The 12,727-nt window shown below is 62.3% G+C and carries 17 protein-coding genes; 6 read left to right on the forward strand and 11 right to left on the reverse strand.

Annotated features, from left to right (window positions below; all coding sequences use genetic code 11):
- Positions 1-42: 42 nt before the first annotated feature.
- Positions 43-699, reverse strand: a complete 657-nt coding sequence (locus ACVW17_RS08560; RefSeq protein WP_456751475.1) for a carbonic anhydrase — start codon at positions 697-699, stop codon at positions 43-45.
- Positions 700-840: 141 nt separating this feature from the next.
- Here ACVW17_RS08560 and ACVW17_RS08565 point away from each other — a divergent pair, with 141 nt between their 5' ends.
- Positions 841-1,719 carry an HpcH/HpaI aldolase/citrate lyase family protein gene (locus ACVW17_RS08565; protein ID WP_456751476.1) on the forward strand — a complete coding sequence of 293 codons (879 nt, stop codon included), beginning with the start codon at positions 841-843 and terminating at the stop codon, positions 1,717-1,719.
- A 166-nt stretch (positions 1,720-1,885) separates the two neighbouring features.
- Here ACVW17_RS08565 and ACVW17_RS08570 read toward each other — a convergent pair whose 3' ends face one another.
- The 3 genes from ACVW17_RS08570 to ACVW17_RS08580 all read right to left on the reverse strand — a co-directional run bounded on the left by ACVW17_RS08570 (position 1,886) and on the right by ACVW17_RS08580 (position 3,853).
- Positions 1,886-2,674, reverse strand: a complete 789-nt coding sequence (locus ACVW17_RS08570; protein ID WP_456751477.1) for a hypothetical protein — start codon at positions 2,672-2,674, stop codon at positions 1,886-1,888.
- Between the two features lie 93 nt (positions 2,675-2,767).
- The gene (leuD, locus tag ACVW17_RS08575; RefSeq protein ID WP_456751478.1) at positions 2,768-3,370 is read right to left on the reverse strand and encodes a 3-isopropylmalate dehydratase small subunit; all 603 of its coding nucleotides are present in this window, start codon (positions 3,368-3,370) and stop codon (positions 2,768-2,770) included.
- Positions 3,371-3,454: 84 nt separating this feature from the next.
- Positions 3,455-3,853: a metallopeptidase family protein gene (locus ACVW17_RS08580; protein ID WP_456751479.1), complete on the reverse strand. Its 399-nt coding sequence runs from the start codon at positions 3,851-3,853 to the stop codon at positions 3,455-3,457.
- Positions 3,854-3,968: 115 nt separating this feature from the next.
- Between ACVW17_RS08580 and ACVW17_RS08585 the strand changes: the two genes are divergently transcribed.
- Positions 3,969-4,295 carry a hypothetical protein gene (locus ACVW17_RS08585; protein ID WP_456751480.1) on the forward strand — a complete coding sequence of 109 codons (327 nt, stop codon included), beginning with the start codon at positions 3,969-3,971 and terminating at the stop codon, positions 4,293-4,295.
- Here ACVW17_RS08585 and ACVW17_RS08590 read toward each other — a convergent pair.
- Positions 4,292-4,519: a hypothetical protein gene (locus tag ACVW17_RS08590; protein ID WP_456751481.1), complete on the reverse strand. Its 228-nt coding sequence runs from the start codon at positions 4,517-4,519 to the stop codon at positions 4,292-4,294. The genes ACVW17_RS08585 and ACVW17_RS08590 overlap by 4 nt on opposite strands.
- 253 nt (positions 4,520-4,772) lie before the next feature.
- Between ACVW17_RS08590 and ACVW17_RS08595 the strand changes: the two genes are divergently transcribed.
- Both ACVW17_RS08595 and ACVW17_RS08600 read left to right on the forward strand, forming a co-directional pair.
- Positions 4,773-5,000, forward strand: a complete 228-nt coding sequence (locus ACVW17_RS08595; protein ID WP_456751482.1) for a hypothetical protein — start codon at positions 4,773-4,775, stop codon at positions 4,998-5,000.
- Positions 5,001-5,127: 127 nt separating this feature from the next.
- A complete protein-coding gene (locus ACVW17_RS08600; protein ID WP_456751483.1) occupies positions 5,128-5,454 on the forward strand; it encodes a hypothetical protein in 327 nt (108 codons plus the stop codon).
- Between the two features lie 44 nt (positions 5,455-5,498).
- Here the strand turns inward: ACVW17_RS08600 and ACVW17_RS08605 are convergent, their stop codons facing one another.
- The 3 genes from ACVW17_RS08605 to ACVW17_RS08615 all read right to left on the reverse strand — a co-directional run bounded on the left by ACVW17_RS08605 (position 5,499) and on the right by ACVW17_RS08615 (position 8,438).
- Positions 5,499-7,196, reverse strand: coding sequence for a methyl-accepting chemotaxis protein (locus tag ACVW17_RS08605; RefSeq protein ID WP_456751484.1), 1,698 nt, complete (start codon positions 7,194-7,196; stop codon positions 5,499-5,501).
- 198 nt (positions 7,197-7,394) lie between these two features.
- Complete coding sequence (locus tag ACVW17_RS08610) at positions 7,395-7,688, reverse strand: DUF1330 domain-containing protein (RefSeq protein WP_456751485.1); 294 nt, start codon at positions 7,686-7,688, stop codon at positions 7,395-7,397.
- A 45-nt stretch (positions 7,689-7,733) separates the two neighbouring features.
- Positions 7,734-8,438, reverse strand: coding sequence for an IS5 family transposase (locus ACVW17_RS08615; protein WP_456751486.1), 705 nt, complete (start codon positions 8,436-8,438; stop codon positions 7,734-7,736).
- A 281-nt stretch (positions 8,439-8,719) separates the two neighbouring features.
- Here ACVW17_RS08615 and ACVW17_RS08620 point away from each other — a divergent pair, with 281 nt between their 5' ends.
- Positions 8,720-9,196, forward strand: coding sequence for a lipocalin-like domain-containing protein (locus tag ACVW17_RS08620; protein WP_456751487.1), 477 nt, complete (start codon positions 8,720-8,722; stop codon positions 9,194-9,196).
- 14 nt (positions 9,197-9,210) lie between these two features.
- On the opposite strand, the gene ACVW17_RS08625 is transcribed toward ACVW17_RS08620, so the two are convergent.
- Complete coding sequence (locus ACVW17_RS08625; protein ID WP_456751488.1) at positions 9,211-10,224, reverse strand: methyltransferase; 1,014 nt, start codon at positions 10,222-10,224, stop codon at positions 9,211-9,213.
- An 8-nt stretch (positions 10,225-10,232) separates the two neighbouring features.
- Positions 10,233-11,198, reverse strand: coding sequence for a tripartite tricarboxylate transporter substrate-binding protein (locus ACVW17_RS08630; RefSeq protein ID WP_456797022.1), 966 nt, complete (start codon positions 11,196-11,198; stop codon positions 10,233-10,235).
- Between the two features lie 129 nt (positions 11,199-11,327).
- Here ACVW17_RS08630 and ACVW17_RS08635 point away from each other — a divergent pair, with 129 nt between their 5' ends.
- Entirely contained in the window at positions 11,328-12,269 is a 942-nt protein-coding gene (locus tag ACVW17_RS08635; protein WP_456751490.1) for a LysR family transcriptional regulator, read from the forward strand.
- A gap of 184 nt (positions 12,270-12,453) precedes the next feature.
- Here ACVW17_RS08635 and ACVW17_RS08640 read toward each other — a convergent pair whose 3' ends face one another.
- Entirely contained in the window at positions 12,454-12,663 is a 210-nt protein-coding gene (locus tag ACVW17_RS08640; RefSeq protein WP_456751491.1) for a hypothetical protein, read from the reverse strand.
- Positions 12,664-12,727 lie beyond the last annotated feature (64 nt).

Below are 12,727 nucleotides of genomic sequence, written 5' to 3' on the forward strand. Positions count from 1 at the left end.
CGAATGGCGAGTAGGGCTTCCCTATTCGCCACTCGCCATTCGCTATTCGCTCTTTTGAAGGGCTTCCCGCACGCTGATGAATTCCTTCGCGACCCTGTCGAGCACGAACAGCGAGCCCTCGGCGACGCCGAAATAGGCGCCGTGCAACTGCATCTCGCCGCTCTCGACCCGTTCGCGCACGAACGGGAAGGTCATCAAATTCTCCAGCGAGCGGAACACCGCGGCCTTCTCGATGCGGGTGACGAAATCCTGCATGCTCTCATGCGCGCGCTGCTCGACGACCTCGCCCGGCTTGATGAACATCTGCATCCATTTGCCGATGAAGTCGCCCGGCGTCAGCGGCTTGATCTTGTCGACGAAGGCGCGGATGCCGCCGCACTGGGCATGGCCCAGCACCACGATGTTCTTCACCTTCAGCACCGTCACGGCGTATTCCAGCGCCGCCGAGACGCCGTGAGCGTTGCTGTCCGGCTGATAGACCGGAACCAGATTGGCGATGTTGCGCACCACGAACAATTCGCCGGGGCCGGCATCGAAGATCACTTCCGGCGAGACGCGGGAATCGCAGCACCCGATCACCATGGTCTCGGGAGACTGGCCGCGCTCCGACAGGTCCTTGTAGCGCGACTGTTCAGTCGGCAGCCGCTGGGTCGCGAAGGTCCGGTAGCCGTCGATCAACTGCTTCGGAAAGAATTTCATGGCCTCTGGCTAACCACATGCCGGTGACGGGAACAAGACTTTCGGGGTACGGCCTGAAATGATACGGCAGCGTTGAAGCATGGTTCCCGGCCGATGCCCAAAACTTGGACCGGCAGAGCCGAAGCCCCGAGGAGAATGCCGATGACCCGTCCGCGCCGCAGCCTGTTGTTCATGCCGGGATCGAATGCACGGGCGCTGGAGAAGGCCCGCACGCTGCCGGCCGACGGCATCATCCTCGATCTGGAAGATTCCGTTGCGCCCGACGCCAAGGCGGTGGCCCGCGAGCAGATCGCCAAGGCGGTTGCCGCCAAAGGCTTTGGCAAGCGCGAGGTGCTGATCCGCATCAACGCGCTCGACACGCCCTGGTGGGTCGACGACATCGCGATGGCCGGCAAGGCGCAGCCGGACGGCATCCTGGTTCCCAAGATTTCCACCGTCGACGATCTCAACGCCGTCGCCGATCGCCTGAGCGATATCAATGCCCCGGCCTCGATCCGGGTCTGGGCCATGATCGAGACCGCGCGCGCGGTGCTCGATGCCGACAAGCTCGCGGCCGCGTCGAAGGATTCCGAGACCCGGCTCGCCGGCTTCGTGTTCGGGCCGAACGACATTGCGCGCGAAACCCGGATCCGGATGAGGCCGGGGCGCGCGGCGATGATCCCGATGATCACGCATTGCATCCTGGCGACCCGCGCGCATGGGCTCGAGATCCTCGATGGGCCCTATGGCGACATCAGCAATGTCGACGGCTTCGCCGAGGAGTGCGCGCAGGGCCGCGATCTCGGCTTCGACGGCAAGACGCTGATCCATCCGAGTCACATCGATGCCTGCAACGCGATCTTCACGCCGCCGGAGGCCGAGGTCACTGAGGCCCGCAAGATCATCGCCGCCTTCCAACTGCCGGAAAACGCCTCGCGCGGCGCGATCCAGCTCGAGGGCCGCATGGTGGAGCGGCTGCACGCCGAGATGGCGAAGCGCACCATCGCGATCGCGGACGCGATCGCGGCGATGGGACATTGATTCAGCGAAGATTCTTCCCTTCTCCCCTTGTGGGAGAAGGTGGCGCGAAGCGCCGGATGAGGGGTTCTCTCCGCTTGCGAAATCGCCCGTGTGGAGAGAACCCTTCACCCGGCGTCGCTTCGCGAAGCCACCCTCTCCCACAAGGGGAGAGGGTGCAGCAGTTGCATCACGCCGCAAACTTCTCCGCCGCCCACGCATAGAGGCTGCCCGGGATCGGCGCCTCCTTGCCGCGGCCTTTCGGCGAAATGTGCAGGCCGATGATTGCGGGATCGTTCAGGTACTTCGAAAAATCCGACGGCTCGAAGAACAGTCTCGGCTCGGCATGCACTGCGTAGAACGATTGCTTCGGCAGCGCGTATTGCAACTCGCCTTCGCGGCGCGCCAGCGCGGTGAGCGCGGCGGGGCCGTAGATCGCGATGCGGATGTCGGAGAGGCGGTGGGATTTGCCGCGCAGCTTGCGCATCGCAAATGTCAGGCGGTGACGCAGCGCCAGCCAGTCCGGCGTCAGCTCGTCCTGTTTCATCAGCGCTTCGAAGGCGCGCACGATCGGATCGTCCGGCGGCAGATACAGCACGGAGTTGCCGAGCTGCCGCGGCCGTTCCCAGGCGAAATAGGGCTTGGCCGGGTCGATCGCGACCGGCTTGAGTAACAGCACATCGGCGTCGAGCCAGACGCCGGCGCGCTGCGCCATCAGCCGCATCCGGAAGAAGTCGCTGAATTGCAGGATGGTCCAGTCGCGCCAAGAGCCGTCGCGCTCGGCCGGACGCAGCTTCTCGGAGAACGCGTGCGGCAACACCGCTTCGGCCTCGGCGTTGCCGACGCCGTCGGGCAGGCCGGGAATCGGATCGAAGCTGTAGACGGTCACCTTGTGGCCTGCCGCCAGCTGCGAGCGCAGGCAGGTCTGGCGCAGCGCGTCCATCGAGCCGTGCCAGAAGGTGACGATGTCAGGCAGCATGCGCGTCAGTCATCAGCAGGTTTGTGAGAAAGCGACTTGGCAAAGAAAAGCCCCGGCGCCTGAGGGCACCGGGGCGCGACGATACGCCGAGCCTCAGGCCCAGGCACGTTCCCTAAGCTTGGCCTCGTAGCTGTCGATCGACGTTTTCTTTTCCAGCGTCAGGCCGATGTCGTCGAGGCCGTTGATCAGGCAGTGCTTGCGGAACGGGTCGATCTCGAACTTGACCTTGCCGCCGTCGGGACCGCGGATCTCCTGGTTGGGGAGGTCGATGGTCAGCGTCGCGTTGGCGCCGCGCTCGGCATCGTCGAACAGCTTGTCGAGGTCTTCCTGCGACACGCGGATCGGCAGGATGCCGTTCTTGAAGCAGTTGTTGTAGAAGATGTCGCCGAACGAGGTCGAGATCACGCAGCGGATACCGAAGTCGAGCAACGCCCAAGGCGCGTGCTCGCGGCTCGAGCCGCAGCCGAAATTGTCGCCGGCGACCAGCACCTTCGCGCTGCGATAGGCGGGCTGGTTGAGCACGAAATCCGGGTTCTCGCTGCCGTCATCCTTGTAGCGCTGCTCGGAAAAAAGCCCCTTGCCAAGGCCGGTGCGCTTGATGGTCTTGAGGTACTGCTTCGGAATGATCATGTCGGTGTCGACATTGATGATCTTCAGCGGTGCCGCGACGCCTTCCAGCGTGGTGAACTTGTCCATCGGTGCTCTTCCGGGCCAAAAGTGGGGGTAGGGCCGGATATCTATCGCGAATGTGACAGCGGTAAAAGGGCGATTTCTGCAGGGCTAGCCCGCATCGGCCTCAATCGCCTCCATATCGGCGTCCGAGAGGCCGAAATGGTGGCCAATCTCATGGATCAGCACGTGGCGGACGATATGGCCCAGGGTCTCGTCGTGCTCGGCCCAGTAGTCCAGGATCGGCCGGCGGTAGAGCCACACCAGGTTGGGCAGCCGGGCCACGTCGCCATGGCTCTGCTGCGGCAGGCCGATGCCGTGAAACAGGCCGAGCAGGTCGAACTCGCTTTCGGCCTGCATCTCGTCGAGCACCTCGTCGGTCGGGAAGTCGTCGACACGGATGATCAGGCCCTCGCAGAGGGCCCGGAACGTCGCGGGCAGGCGCTCGAAAACCTCGTGCGCCATGGCCTCCATCTCGGCGAGCGAGGGGGCTTTTTCTGTGGTCCACATGCCACTCCTTTAGCGCGAGTGCCTCAGGCCACGCCAGCGCAGTTGACCTTGGCGATGCGATGGGAGACCGTGCTGCCCAATAATAGGGGCTCAAGATTGGGGCTTGGGTGGCGTGATGAAACGGATCGTGGCGGCAGCGCTGTTGGCGGCATCAGTCGGGTTCTCGCTCTCGGCAGGAGAGGCGCGCGCGCAGAGCGCGGCAGCCGAAGCGCGGATAGGTGAGCCGGCACCCGTTGCGCATCAGCGCGTCGCCGAGCGCCGCCGCCTGAGGCGCGTGCCGGTCTACCGGTCGCGGCCCGATCATTGGGAACCGGATGTGATCCCGCGCTACAATCCCGGTCCGAACGCTGTGCGCGAATGCACCGCGACCTATGTGCAGGAGCACCGGCCGAGCGGCACGGTGATCACGCCGCGCATGAATTGCTTCTGGCGGCCAGGCTAGCTGCGCGCCCGCCGACGTGCCGCACCGATCATCGCGGCAACCGCGACAACACCTGACGTTCCATAGACCACAACTGCCATCAGCAATTGCGTGAGATGGCTTGCCGTTCCCATGCCGCCGCCTGGTCCTTGCGAAGCGAGCGCGACATCGGCCAGCGTGATGGAACCAACGAACGTCGCAACGCCGGCTCGAAGCAACCGCCGGCGTGTGCCTGTCTGTGTCACGGCAATCTCCTGCAACAGAGAGCACGCGAGATACGACCATAGTCTATGCCGGGTTTCGCGCGTCTGCGCGAAAAATGACGCGGTCAATCGGAACCTGTGCGCGCCAGCGGCATTCATGATCGTGGCGCAGTCATTCACTTCCCATTCACGTCGTCCGCATTCTGCTAGCGATCTGCGTCGCGGCAACGGGGGTCGATTCGAAACTCCAATCGTCGTTGCAAGACGTGACCTCAAGGGATCAAGGAGACAACTCATGAAGGTGATGAAGGTTCTGGGGCTTGCGGCCGTCGGTGCCGTGCTGGTTTTGGCGGCGCCGGCCGAGCGCGCGAGCGCGATGTCGCTCGCCACGCCGGGCACCGCCGCAACGGTTCAGGACAACGCGAGCCAGACCACGCAGGTACGCTATGGTCGCGGCTGGCATCGTGGCTGGCATCGCGGACATCACCGTGGCTGGGGCCATCGTCGCCATTGGCGCCGCTGATCGCGCGACGTATCAGCGCAGTCGAGACACAGGCCCGTGAGCAGCGGGCCTGTCGTCATTATCAGCCATCAAACCGGCAGATTCGCGCGCGCCAGATGAGATTGATCGCAATCTGCAGGAGTTGATCATGATGAGATGGATCGGTGTCGCGGCGCTCGCGTGTGCATTGGCATTGACGGCGCCGGCATCGGCAACCGCGGCGGCTTCAGGCAAGGCGCAGGCCGCGACCCCCCAGCGGCAGGCGGGCCAGGCGACCGACTTCAGCGCGCAGCGCCATCATCGCCACGCCCATCGCCGCCACGATCACCGCGGTTACCGGCCATACTACCAGCCCTATTCCTACTATCGGCCGTACAACTCCTATTATTACGGGCGGCCGTATGACTATCGGCCGTATCCGTATGCTGCGCCGGCGCCCTTCACCTTCGGCTTCGGGTTCGGCCCGTTCTGGTGAGGCTCCGCGCGCGCCGCTTCGCGAACTGATGCGGCCTGACCCGGTCAGGCCGCGCGGATCTTGTCCAGGAAGGCATTGACGTTGCCGCGCAACGTTGCCGATTGATGACTGAGATCGTCGGCGGCCGTCAGCACCTGGGTAGCCGCCGATCCGGTTTCGGTAGCGGCCTCGTTGACGCTGCCGACATTTGCCGACACCTCGCTGGTGCCTCGCGAGACTTCCTGGATGTTCTTCGCGATATCGCGGGTTGCGGCGCTCTGCTGCTCGACGGCCGCGGAGATTGCGGCCGCGATTTCGCTCATGCGCCCGATGGTGCCGCCGATCGTCCTGATCGCGTCGACAGCGTGGCCGGTTTCCTGCTGGATCGCGGCGATCTGCGAGGAGATGTCCTCGGTCGCCTTGGCGGTCTGGGTGGCGAGCGCCTTCACCTCATTGGCGACGACCGCAAAGCCCTTTCCGGAATCGCCGGCGCGGGCGGCTTCGATCGTTGCGTTCAGTGCCAGCAGATTGGTCTGTGACGCGATGTTCTGGATCAGTGAGACCACTTCGCCGATCCGCTGTGCCGCCGCGGCAAGGCTCTCGATGGTCGCGTTGGTGCGGTCGGTCTCGTCCACCGCCGCTCTTGCCGTCTCGGCCGCGTGCGTCACCTGGCGCGTGATCTCGCTGATCGAGGCGTGCAGCTCCTCGGTCGCAACCGCAACGGTCTGGACATTGGCCGAGGCCTCGTTGGAGGCGGTGGCGACGAAGGTCGCCTGCCGGCTGGTTTCCTCCGCGGTTGCCGACATGCTGCCAGCCGTGGCGTGCATCTCGGTCGAGGCCGCGGTCAGGGCATTGAGCGCCTCGGAGATCTGGTTGTCGAAGGTCGCGATGTGACCTTCGACCGCGCGCTGCCGGGCCTCCTTGTGCAACTGCTCCTCGCGCTGCTCGGCTTCGAGGCGGCGCGCCGTGATCGCATTCTCCTTGAATACGCGCAGCGATTTGGCGAGACCACCGACCTCGTCGCTCCTGTCGTCGCCGGCAACAGTGATGTCGAGATCACCCTCGGCGAGCTTCGCCATCTCCTCCGTCATGCGCGACAGCGGCCGCGCGATCTGGCTGAATGCGATCCAGGCCAGGATGGTGAAGCCACAGAGCAGCCCGGCCGCGGCGCCGAACAGCAGCACGAGCCGGGTCTGGTCGGCGGAGGCGACGCCCTGGTCACGCGCGGCCTGCATGTCCTTCACATTGGCTGATATCAGGCTGGCGACCGCCTCCATCGCGGTCTGGCGATGCTTGGCCGCGACATTGCGCGAATAGGCGAAGGCGTCCTCTACCTTGTCCGCGGTCACCAGCTCGAACACCTTGGCACTTGCCTCGCGGCGGTCCTTGACCGCGCGGCGCAGCGTCTCGATCAGCTGTTGCTGTGCGGCGTCTGACGTCACGGACGCCAGGCGGTCGACGGCTGCGAGCGTCGCGTCCGTCGCCTTGGTGTAGGCTTCGATATTGGAGTCGGTCGCCCTGCGGTCGGAGGCAGAGAGGATGACGTTCTTCTCGCTCACGGCTGCGCTGTTGAAATTGCTCTCTGCCTCGAGGCTGTACTCGACGCGGCGGGCGTTGCCGTCGACGAGGTCGGAGGCGGTCACCGCCAGATGGCTGAGAGCCAGCGAGGCCTCGACAACGATGCCGATCGCGACCAGGGCGACAATGGCCGCGGGCACTGCGATCTTGGCGATGATCGGCAAATTCTGAAACTTGAGGGTCATTTCTGGTCCCACGATAAGGCTGCTGAAATCCATCGGCCCACCCGGCCGACCAGCCATATGTGAGGACACGATGCCACGGCCTGGCCTGGGCGGCCGTGCCGTGGAAACGGAAGAAGTCCTGAATTTTCTGATTGATTGTCGGTTAACCCTAGCCAGCAACCCTTAGCAAAGGGTTCACGCTGGAACCGGCCGCCGGCATCAAGGTGCGAAGCCCTTCGCGAGCAGCACGATGCCCTGCGCGCCTGCTTTGCGATCCCTGGAGATTTCGACGTAGTCGGGTGATTCCGACCAGGCGCGGAAGGCGGCTTCGTCGGGGAACGACATCAGCACCAGCTTGTCGCGATCCCAGCTGCCTTCAAGCACCGCAGGGTGTTCGTCGGCCGACAGCAGTCGTCCGTTGAACTTCCTGAACACGTCGAAGAAGCGCGCCTGATAGCGATCATAGGCGGCGCGATCGGTCATCTTCAGTTGCACGATCACATAGACGGTCACTGAACTCCCTCCCGGACTTTTCGCCGCACCGTTTGGTGTGCGTGTTCATGGCGCATTCACTCGCCGGTTTCTAGCGTCATGCCGGGAGCGACTGCAATCAACGCAATGAGACCGGCTGCGATGCTGCGCGGCTGTCGTTGCTGTTGTCAGGGAGGTTCTGTGATGAGGGAGAGCTATCAGCGGCGTGGATTGCTGCGCCGGCTCGGTGTTGCGGCGGCTGCGGTCTTCGCGTTGTCGATCACTTCGCAGCAGCGCGCCGAAGCGCTGTCGCTGGCGAGCCCGCGCACCGTGCCCGCGGCGAAATCTGCGGCCGATGCCATGACGACCCAGTAGACGAGACAGCAGTTTTCCGGCAAGTCGAACGTCATGGGCTTCACCCGGGCTCAGCGCCAGCCTTATTGGCAGACCATTGCCATCGACCACCGCATGGATTTTGCTCGTCAACCCGCCGCGGGACCTTCCCATCGATTGGCGCTGATTCCTAGTGATGCAGGCTCCATGCTGATGCACGCGGACAATGGTGTCGATCATCTGAACAGCGGCATCATGAGCAGCGGCAAGCGCTTCTATGATGCGGCCCCAAACACCGGACCGCCGCCACCTGACGAAGCGGTTGTAGCAAGTGGTGTATGGGCCAAACGCCGTTGGCAGATCACGCCAAGGTGCTCCTGATCGGAGGACCCAGAAGATGCCATTCAGGACCCGTCTGTCATTCACCCGACGAACGCCACGCGGCTTGTTCGGTAGCATCGGCTTGATGGCATTCCATTCATGGTCCGCGAGTAGCGCATGATTCGAGCCTCCAGTTCAGGAGTTTGAATCACGGCAGTCGGGCCAGGCGCAACGATCCTGGCCCGCTCCTGGTACGGCGCTTATGGATAGGAGCGGACATCAACCAGTTCTCAATTTCTGCCAAATGCGTCGAAAATGACCCGAGGAAACCAGTCCCTCACAAGCCTAGATTCCTGTAATTTGGCGACTTGAAAGGCGGATGAGACATGAGGAAGCACCGTAGAGTTCTCGGAGCGTGCATGGTCGCGGCTTTCGGGCTGTCCATGCATGCAAATAGCGCCGGTCAGCAGCCATCGATGAAAGAAGGCCTCGTCGGGACATGGATCGTGGCGTCCTGGGAGCAGAAGAAAAATGATGGCACCCCCTTACGGCAATTCGGAGAGAACCCAGCGGGTATGGCCATTTTTGATGCAGGTGGGCGGTACATCATCACGGTCATGCGTCCAGACCGCGCCAAATACAAAAGCAATGCGCTTTGGCACGGTACTCCGGAAGAGAATGAAACAACAGCTAATGGGACCCAGACCTACTTCGGGACGTACACCGTGAATGAAGCAGACCGTAGCATCGCAATCCATGTTGAAGGTAGCTCCTTTCCCAACTGGAACGGCTCAGATCAGAAGCGCTTCGTTGCGATCACTGGGGATCAACTCACACTGACCATTCGCCCTCCGAGCGGAGAGAATGTCGATGTGACTTGGAAGCGAGCAAAGTAAACCACTTCCAAGTCTCAACAAAGCCGCGACTCGGTCAGATTAAAGCGGCCGGCGCGGAGAACCGCGATGGGACGGAAGCCACTCTCGGTCAGGAGCCGACAATATTCCCTTTCCGTCCGTTCCCGTCCACCTGGTCCGCGCAGCATGTTTAAATCGCTCATCGCGCACGACCTGCCCGCGTCATCGGTGCCGGGCAATTCCGGCATCGCACGTTCGACTAATAGCAGTCTGCCTTTTTGGGGAAGTGCTTTGCGGCAGTTTCCCAAAATGATGCGGCTGCGCTCATCATCCCAGTCGTGAATAATGCTTTTCAAGATGATCGCATCGGCCACTGCAGGCACCACGTGAAAGAAATCGCCTGCAACGAAGCCGACGCGGTCGGAGATGCCGAGGCGCTCGAAGCACTGATTGGCGGCGTCGGCGCACCTCGGCAGATCGAAGACCGTTCCTTTGATGGCTGGATATGCCCTCGCCACCGCGCCCATGAGCTCCCCCGAGCCGCCTCCGACATCCGTCAAGTGGGAGATCGCGCCAAAGTCGTAGGCCTCAAGTAGATCGTGCGTGACCAGCCGTGTCAGGTCTGTCATGGCTTCATTGAATATCCGCACATGCTCTGGCGAGCGCGCCATCAAGTCGAAATTGTCCTCGACGTCCTGAAGCTGGGAAGCCGTCTTGCCCGACATGATCGAATCCAGGAGACCATCCCACCTCTTGGTCAGCATGGAGCCTTCAAAAATGACCCAGTTCTTGAATGATCGTCCCGCAGCACCGTCGAGTCCCGTCCCCAGTTCGGTTAGCAAGTAGCGGCGTTCGCCGACGCGGGAGCAGATGCCGACGGTCGAGAGAGCGACGAGCAAGCGCGCAAGCGCGTCCCGGTCCGTGTGGGTTCGACTCGCGAGTTCGTCGACCGTTCGTGGTCCGTCGCGCAGCAACTCGGCGAGCCCCAGCCGGGCAGCGACATAGATCACTGCGGTCACGCGGTGCGATTGAACAAGGTCCAACAACCGTTCGGGTGGATTGGTGGTCATGTGCCGCCCTAGTCTTCGATCGGGAATCCCGACGCCTTGACGATCGGTCCCCAGCGTTCGAACTCGGTGCGCTGGATATGTTTAAGTTCGTCCGATGTCGTTCCTGTCGGCTCGCATCCCATGGCATGAATCTTTGCGCGCATTTCGGGATCGCTTGCGATTGCAACGATCTCCTTTCCCAGGCGCTCAACGAACTGACGCGAGGAATGGGCAGGCGCATAGAATGCGAACCACCCGGCCGCGTCGATATCGATCCCGCTCTCCTTCAGAGTTGCAGTCTGGGGCAGGAAGGAAGACCGCGCAGCGGCCGCGGTGGCAATGATGCGTATGCCACCGCTCCCATGTTGCTCCAGGAGTTCAGAAAGAAACGCCATATACATCGGGACCCGGCCGGCCAGCACATCCGGGAGGGCAGCAGGCGTACCCTTGTACGGCGTGTGGCGCATGTTAAGGCCTGTGATCCGGCCAAACTCGCCGCAGATGAAATGAGGTGCTGTACCTGCTCCGGGCGAGCCGTACACGGCCTGTGCGGGATTGGCCTTGATCCAGTCGATGAGCTCATGCGCTGAATGGATGGGCAGCTTCCCGCTGACCGCCAGAGCCAGATCGACCGTCATCGCCTGCGAAAGGGGCACAAAGTCGCGGTCTGCATCGTATCCCAGGCTCCTGAAGAGATGCGGCTGAAGCGTGAATTGCGAAGCGGAAGCAAACAGCACTGCCTCCTCTCCGGGTGCGGCATTCTTGACTGCCTGGGCGCCGATGCGCCCGCCAGCGCCAGCAAGGTTCTCTACAATCGCCACCTTGCCGAACCTGGTATGAAGCTGCTCGGCAAACAGCCGGGCGATCGAATCTCCCGACCCACCAGGCGCGAATGGAAACACGATCTTCAGCGGCTGGTCGGTAGCAATAACGGGTAGCGGAACAGCCAGAGCCGAAAATCCGGCCAGTATGGCGCGACGCGAGTAAAGCTGCATGGCGTTCTCCATGTGCTTGGGACAGCAATGAGATGATCCGGCCGGCTTTCCATCTCGCTATTCTGAAGCAACAACGCTATAACCCGAAATCGCATTTTCCTATCGGGCTATAACGTGAGGTGAATACCCATGCAGTGGCACGAAAGCATCGGCCGGCGCCTGCGCCTCAAGGATCTGCATACGCTGCAGACCGTCGCAGAGGTCGGTAGCATGGCCAAGGCGTCTCGCCGTCTCGGGTTGTCGCAGCCGGCGATTTCCAAAGCTATCACCGATATGGAGCATGCCGTCGGAGCTACGCTGCTGGATCGCACTTCGCGCGGAGTTGAACTCACCGAGTGCGGTCGCCTTCTTGTCGATAGGACGCGCGTCGTCTTCGACGAAATAAAGCTAGGTGTTACCGACATTGTGCAAAGGTCAGATCCGGCGCAAGGGCTCATTGCGATCGGTACAACCGAGCCGGTCACCGCTATCGTTACAGAAATTATCGGACATCTCGTCCGCAGATATCCAGGCATCAGGTATCATATCACGATAGGTGATCGGGATGCGCTGGAGCACGCTTTGCGCCAGAGAATGCTTGATTTGGCCATAACGCGCTGGTCGCCGTTGCCGGCTGCCGACGATTTGTCCGCGGAGGTGCTGTTTAAATCCTCCCTCGCGGTGATGGCGGAGCGACGGCATCCGCTGCTGCGATCGAGCAAGAAGTTGAAGCTCGCAGACATTATGCAAGAGCAATGGACGCTCTCGCCACCCGATACTTTTTTGGGGCGTACCGGCGCCGAGCTGTTTCGGCGACATAACCTGCCGCTTCCGCCAACGACCGTCACCACGATCTCAATCTACATGCGGTTGAATCTGTTGGCGAGCAGCCGGTTTATAACCCTATTGCCCATGCAGATACTCAGAATGCGATCGAGTAGCGCATGGCTGCGCGCGCTGAACGTCGATCTTGGCGATACTTCCGCCCCGATAGCCTCAATCACCTTGAAGGGGCGACGGGCCGGAGGTGCCGTCAAATTATTCCAAGAGGCCAGCCGGGAGGTCTGTAAGGCGCTGGTTGGAGTGAACTGATCGGTCCGAGCGGACTGTTCAAAAGCGGAACTGACGAATTTATGAGTACGCGCCCTAGGTGACGCCCCGCGTCGCGGGCGCGCTGGAGCGTTTTCGAGCGAAGTGGATACCGGTTCGCGTGAGGAAAACGCGCCAACACAAGATTCTAGAGCCCCGTTCCGATTCTGTCGGAACGGGAAAGGCTCTAGTCCCAGTTCTTCAGCTTCCAGGGTTTGATCTTCCACGGCGTCAGGTTTTCCATCCGCCATTGCGTCCAGCGGTCCGGCGGCCAGTGGCTGAGGCGCGAGGTTTCCTTCACCTCGGGAAGCGGATCGATGATGCGTGGCGCAGCGCGGCGGCGCTTCTGCCGCGTCGCCTCCCTGATCATGTCGACGAATTCGGGTTTATCGGCCACGGCAGGCGCTCCTTGCGAAGACTTGTTTTCGCAAGGAGGCAGTGTGCGTGCGTCCCGTTAACGA

The organism is Bradyrhizobium sp. USDA 4473 (genome assembly GCF_054063335.1).

Excerpts from the sequence above, each read along its gene's own strand:
- ACVW17_RS08580 (WP_456751479.1), bottom strand. The coding sequence starts at position 3,853 with ATGTGGACCACAGAAAAAGCCCCCTCGCTCGCCGAGATGGAGGCCATG.
- ACVW17_RS08585 (WP_456751480.1), top strand. The coding sequence starts at position 3,969 with ATGAAACGGATCGTGGCGGCAGCGCTGTTGGCGGCATCAGTCGGGTTC.
- ACVW17_RS08630 (WP_456797022.1), bottom strand. The coding sequence starts at position 11,198 with ATGCAGCTTTACTCGCGTCGCGCCATACTGGCCGGATTTTCGGCTCTG.
- leuD (WP_456751478.1), bottom strand. The coding sequence starts at position 3,370 with ATGGACAAGTTCACCACGCTGGAAGGCGTCGCGGCACCGCTGAAGATC.
- ACVW17_RS08620 (WP_456751487.1), top strand. The coding sequence starts at position 8,720 with ATGGTCGCGGCTTTCGGGCTGTCCATGCATGCAAATAGCGCCGGTCAG.
- ACVW17_RS08605 (WP_456751484.1), bottom strand. The coding sequence starts at position 7,196 with ATGACCCTCAAGTTTCAGAATTTGCCGATCATCGCCAAGATCGCAGTG.
- ACVW17_RS08600 (WP_456751483.1), top strand. The coding sequence starts at position 5,128 with ATGATGAGATGGATCGGTGTCGCGGCGCTCGCGTGTGCATTGGCATTG.
- ACVW17_RS08595 (WP_456751482.1), top strand. The coding sequence starts at position 4,773 with ATGAAGGTGATGAAGGTTCTGGGGCTTGCGGCCGTCGGTGCCGTGCTG.
- ACVW17_RS08615 (WP_456751486.1), bottom strand. The coding sequence starts at position 8,438 with ATGCTACCGAACAAGCCGCGTGGCGTTCGTCGGGTGAATGACAGACGG.
- ACVW17_RS08635 (WP_456751490.1), top strand. The coding sequence starts at position 11,328 with ATGCAGTGGCACGAAAGCATCGGCCGGCGCCTGCGCCTCAAGGATCTG.
- ACVW17_RS08565 (WP_456751476.1), top strand. The coding sequence starts at position 841 with ATGACCCGTCCGCGCCGCAGCCTGTTGTTCATGCCGGGATCGAATGCA.
- ACVW17_RS08570 (WP_456751477.1), bottom strand. The coding sequence starts at position 2,674 with ATGCTGCCTGACATCGTCACCTTCTGGCACGGCTCGATGGACGCGCTG.
- ACVW17_RS08560 (WP_456751475.1), bottom strand. The coding sequence starts at position 699 with ATGAAATTCTTTCCGAAGCAGTTGATCGACGGCTACCGGACCTTCGCG.
- ACVW17_RS08625 (WP_456751488.1), bottom strand. The coding sequence starts at position 10,224 with ATGACCACCAATCCACCCGAACGGTTGTTGGACCTTGTTCAATCGCAC.